This window comes from Tsukamurella ocularis, from assembly GCF_965138335.1.
GTDB lineage: Bacteria > Actinomycetota > Actinomycetes > Mycobacteriales > Mycobacteriaceae > Tsukamurella > Tsukamurella ocularis_A.
The window spans coordinates 1-4586 of record NZ_CBCSDV010000070.1 but is presented as its reverse complement, the minus strand read 5'-3'; the positions used below and the strand labels follow the sequence as shown (position 1 = coordinate 4586).

The following is a 4586-nucleotide window of genomic DNA, read 5'->3' as shown; positions in this document are numbered from 1 at the left end:
GGTCGCGGGCCCGCCACCGTGGCGCAGGATCGACGGCGCCGCGGTCGCCGGGCACGCCGCGCCGTCGCTGACCACCGGCGGCGCGGTGCGGATCGCCACGGGGGCAAGGCTTCCGGCGGGCGCCGAGCGCGTGATCCGAGACGAGGAGATCGTCGCCGACGGCCCCGTCCTGCGCTGTGCGGACCCGCGCCGCAACGACGTCCGGCCGATGGGCTCCGCCTGGCCGTCGGGCGCGACACTCGCCGCGGCGGGCACCGCGATCGACCCGGCGCTGGTCTCCCTCGCCACCGCGGCGGGCGTGGCCGCCGTCTCCGCCCGCGGCCCCGTCCGGATCCGGCTGCACACGTCCGGCGACGAGGTGGGCGCCGCCGGACGCACCGGCCTGCCGGAGACCGCCTGGGGGCCCGTCGCCGCGCTCTTCGAGGCGGCCGGCTGCGCCGTCCCGCGGGGCCCGCATCTGCCGGACGCACCGGCGTCCTTCCGCGCCGCCCTCCTGCCGGACGGCGCCGACGTCGTCGCGATCATCGGCGCCACCGGCAGGGGTGCGGCGGACCGGCTGCGGGACGCGCTCGACGGGGTCGGGGCGACGCTGCCGGTCGACGGGGTGGATGTGCGCCCCGGCGGCTCCCTCCTCGTGGCGACGGTGCCGGACGGACCGATCGTGCTGGGGCTGGGCGGCAACCCGATGGCGGCGGTGCTCGGCGCGGCGCTCCTGGCGACGCCCCTGCGCGCCGCGCTCCTGCGGGAGGCGCCGCGGGCCGTCGAGCTGCTCCCCCTCGCCGATGCCAACCCCGACGACCGGTGGCGCATGCTGCCCGTCGAGCCCGACGGCGCGGGCCGGTGGCGCCTGCCGGCGACCGTCGCGACGCCGCACCTGCGCGACGCCGTGGGGCGCCGCGCGATCGCACTGGTCCCCCCGCTCGCGCGGCCCGGAGACCTCGCCGAACGCCTGGCCTGACTCCTCACGCGCGTGCCGTACCCGCCGTGAGGAAGGCGTGATCGACGGGCAACACGGCGGCACAACCCCGCAACACCACCTCCTTACATTCGGTGCCAACGGTTTCCGGCGAGAGGAGAAGTCCATGGTCACCCAGCGCACCGTCGTCGTGGTGGGGCACGGCATGGTCGGCCACAGGTTCGTGGAGGCGCTCCGCGCCCGCGACGAGGCGGGTGCCTGGCGGATCGTCGTCCTGGGCGAGGAGGCCGACGGTGCCTACGACCGGGTGGGGCTCTCGTCCTACATCGGCACGTGGGACCGCTCCGAGCTGGCGCTCGCGGGCAACGACTACGCCGGCGATCCGCTGGTGGAGCTGCAGCTCGGCGCCGCGGTGACCGGCATCGACCGGGCCGCGCGGACGGTGACGACGGCCGACGGCCCCGTCGCCTACGACGCCCTCGTGCTCGCCACCGGCTCGTACGCCTTCGTCCCGCCCGTCCCGGGCCACGACCTGCCGGGCTGTCACGTCTACCGCACCCTCGACGACCTGGACGCGCTGCGCGCCGACGCCGACGCAGCGCTGGCCCGCTCGGCCGAGCCCGTCGGCATGGTGGTCGGCGGCGGCCTGCTCGGCCTGGAGGCGGCGAACGCGTTGCGCACGCTCGGCCTCCGGCCGCACGTCGTGGAGGTCAACCCGCGGCTGATGCCGCAGCAGGTCGACAGCGGCGGCGGCGAGCACCTGGCGCGGATGATCGGCGAGCTCGGCATCGACATCACGCTCTCGTCCGGCACCACCGACATCGCGCCCGGCGAGCACGGGCTGGCCGTGACGCTCAAGGACGAGAGCGTCGTGGACGCGGCCGTTGTGGTCTTCGCCGCCGGCGTGCGCCCGCGCGACGAGCTGGCCCGCGAGGCCGGGCTGACGGTCGGCGAGCGCGGCGGCGTCATCACCGACCTCTCCTGCGTCACGTCGGATCCCGCGGTCTACGCGATCGGCGAGGTCGCGGCGATTGAGGGCCGCTGCTACGGCCTCGTCGGCCCCGGCTACGCGACGGCCGAGGTCGTCGCGGACCGCCTGCTCGGCGGCGACGCGCAGTTCCCCGGCGCGGACCTCTCCACCAAGCTCAAGCTGCTCGGCGTCGACGTGGCGTCCTTCGGCGACGCCCTGGGCACCACTCCCGGCGCGCTCGACGTGGTGGTCAGCGACCCGATCGGCGGCACCTACGCCAAGCTCGTGCTCTCCGACGACGCCTCGACCCTGCTCGGCGGCGTGCTGGTCGGCGACGCCTCGCAGTACGGCGTGCTGCGGCCGCTCGTCGGATCCTCGCTGCCGGGCGACCCGGTCTCGCTCATCGCGCCCGTCGGCGACGGCGCACCCGGCATCGGCGTGGGAGCGCTCCCCGACGCGGCGCAGGTCTGCTCGTGCAACGACGTCTCCAAGGGCACGCTCTGCGCGGCGATCGCGGACGGCGCGTGCACGGTCGCCGAGCTCAAGGGCTGCACCAACGCGGGCACGTCCTGCGGTTCCTGCGTACCGCTGCTCTCGCAGCTGCTCGAGGCCGAGGGCGTCACCGTCTCGAAGTCGCTGTGCGAGCACTTCACCCAGTCCCGCGCGGAGCTCTTCGAGCTGGTGCAGGCCAGCGGCATCCGTACCTTCTCGGGGCTGATCGAGCGGTTCGGCTCGGGCACGGGCTGCGATCTCTGCAAGCCGACGGTGGCGTCGATCCTCGCCTCCACCAGCTCGGACCACATCCTCTCCGGCGAGCAGGCCTCGCTGCAGGACAGCAACGACCACTTCCTGGCGAACATCCAGCGCAACGGCACCTACTCGGTGGTGCCGCGGATGCCGGGCGGCGACGTGACCGCGGAACAGCTCATCGTGATCGGCGAGATCGCGCGGGACTTCGGGCTGTACACCAAGATCACCGGCGGCCAGCGGATCGACATGTTCGGCGCCACGGTCGACCAGCTGCCGCTGATCTGGCGCCGCCTGGTGGACGCGGGGATGGAATCCGGCCAGGCCTACGGCAAGTCGCTGCGCACCGTGAAGAGCTGCGTGGGCAGCGACTGGTGCCGCTACGGCCAGCAGGACTCGGTGCAGATGGCGATCGACCTCGAGCTGCGCTACCGCGGCCTGCGGTCGCCGCACAAGATCAAGATGGGCGTCTCCGGCTGCGCCCGCGAGTGCGCGGAGGCCCGCGGCAAGGACGTCGGAGTGATCGCGACCGAGACCGGCTGGAACCTCTACGTGGGCGGCAACGGCGGCATGACGCCGAAGCACGCGCAGCTCCTCGCCGGCGATCTCGACCGGGAGACGCTGATCCGGTACGTCGACCGGTTCCTCATGTACTACATCCGCACCGCCGACCGGCTGCAGCGCACCGCGCCGTGGGTCGAGGGGCTGGACGGCGGCATCGACCGGCTGCGCGAGGTCGTCATCGACGACGCGCTCGGCCTGAACGCCGACTTCGAGGCCACCGTCGAGCGGCACGTCGACGGCTACGGCTGCGAGTGGAAGGGCGTGCTCGACGACCCCGACAAGCTCGCCCGGTTCGTCTCCTTCGTCAACGCCCCCGGTGCACCCGACCCGACCGTCGACTTCGGCGAGAAGAACGGCCGCAAGGTGCCGATCCTGCTCGGCACGCCCACCCCGTCCATGCCCCCGAGGAAGGATCGCGCATGACCACCGCCCCCTTCGACCTGCACCGCTGGACCCGCGACTGGACCGCGGCCTGCCCCGCCTCCCGGCTCGAACCCCTGCGCGGCGTGGCCGTCCTGCTGCCCGACGGTGCCCAGGTGGCCCTGTTCCGCCTGGCCGACGACAGCATCCGGGCGATCGGCAACATCGACCCGATCGGCCGGGCCGCGGTGATGTCGCGCGGCATCGTCGGCGACCGCGGGGGGTTCCCCGTCGTCCAATCGCCGCTGAAGAAGCAGGCCTTCAGCCTGCTCGACGGTCGGTGCCTCGACGCGCCCGGCGTCTCGATCCCCGTGTACGACACGAGGATCTCGCTCGACGGGACCGTCTTCGTCGCGAACTCCCCCGACGTGCGTTTCGGCTTCCGTCCCCGCCCGCGCGCTGTGTGATCGCAGCACCGCTACTCTGCTCCTGACAGCTGAAGGAGTGGACGATGGCCGGTCAGGGCGATTCTTCCGTGGGACTGCAGGTCGGAGGGCCGCTCGCGGCCGACGACGTGNGGTTCGTGATGGGCGCGATCGCGCCGANCGTCGACGCCCGCGTCGACGCCGGAGCGCCGCACGGCGCGATCAGCCCGGCGGCCCTCCAGGTCGAGCCCGGCACCGCACAGCTGGTCGACTCCCCCGCCGACGGTGACGCGGAGATCTACGCCGCACCCGAGGTCCGCNAGGGTGCGGCCCCCACCGCCCGGTCCGAGGTCTTCTCCCTGGCCAGTACCACGTACACGCTGCTCACGGGGCATCCCCCGAACCCGTACGGCTTCGCGACGGTGCGCCGGGACCGGCCCGACCTCGGCCCCGAGGTCGACGGTGTGCTGCTCCAGGCGACCGCCCGCACTCCGGAGCTGCGGTTCGCGTCGGCGGCGGATTTCGCCGACGCCCTGGCAGAGGCTCTCGAGCAGCCCGTGCCGCCGTCGTCGATCCCGGCGCGCGTACCCGCGCCCGTGACGAC

Annotated in this window: 3 protein-coding genes; all 3 read left to right on the top strand. The window is 74.1% G+C overall.

What is annotated here, in order from left to right:
- Positions 1 to 958: molybdopterin-binding protein (locus ACNAYW_RS24670; RefSeq protein ID WP_415852233.1), on the top strand; the 958-nt coding region annotated here is incomplete at its 5' end.
- Between the two features lie 124 nt (positions 959 to 1082).
- A complete protein-coding gene (gene nirB / locus ACNAYW_RS24665) occupies positions 1083 to 3620 on the top strand; it encodes a nitrite reductase large subunit NirB (protein WP_415852232.1) in 2538 nt (845 codons plus the stop codon).
- The gene (nirD, locus tag ACNAYW_RS24660; protein WP_415852231.1) at positions 3617 to 4024 is read left to right on the top strand and encodes a nitrite reductase small subunit NirD; all 408 of its coding nucleotides are present in this window, start codon (positions 3617 to 3619) and stop codon (positions 4022 to 4024) included. The genes nirB and nirD overlap by 4 nt, the downstream gene beginning before the upstream one ends.
- Positions 4025 to 4586: the final 562 nt, after the last annotated feature.

Coding starts and splice junctions, on each gene's coding strand:
- nirB (WP_415852232.1), top strand. CDS start 1,083: ATGGTCACCCAGCGCACCGTCGTCGTGGTGGGGCACGGCATGGTCGGC.
- nirD (WP_415852231.1), top strand. CDS start 3,617: ATGACCACCGCCCCCTTCGACCTGCACCGCTGGACCCGCGACTGGACC.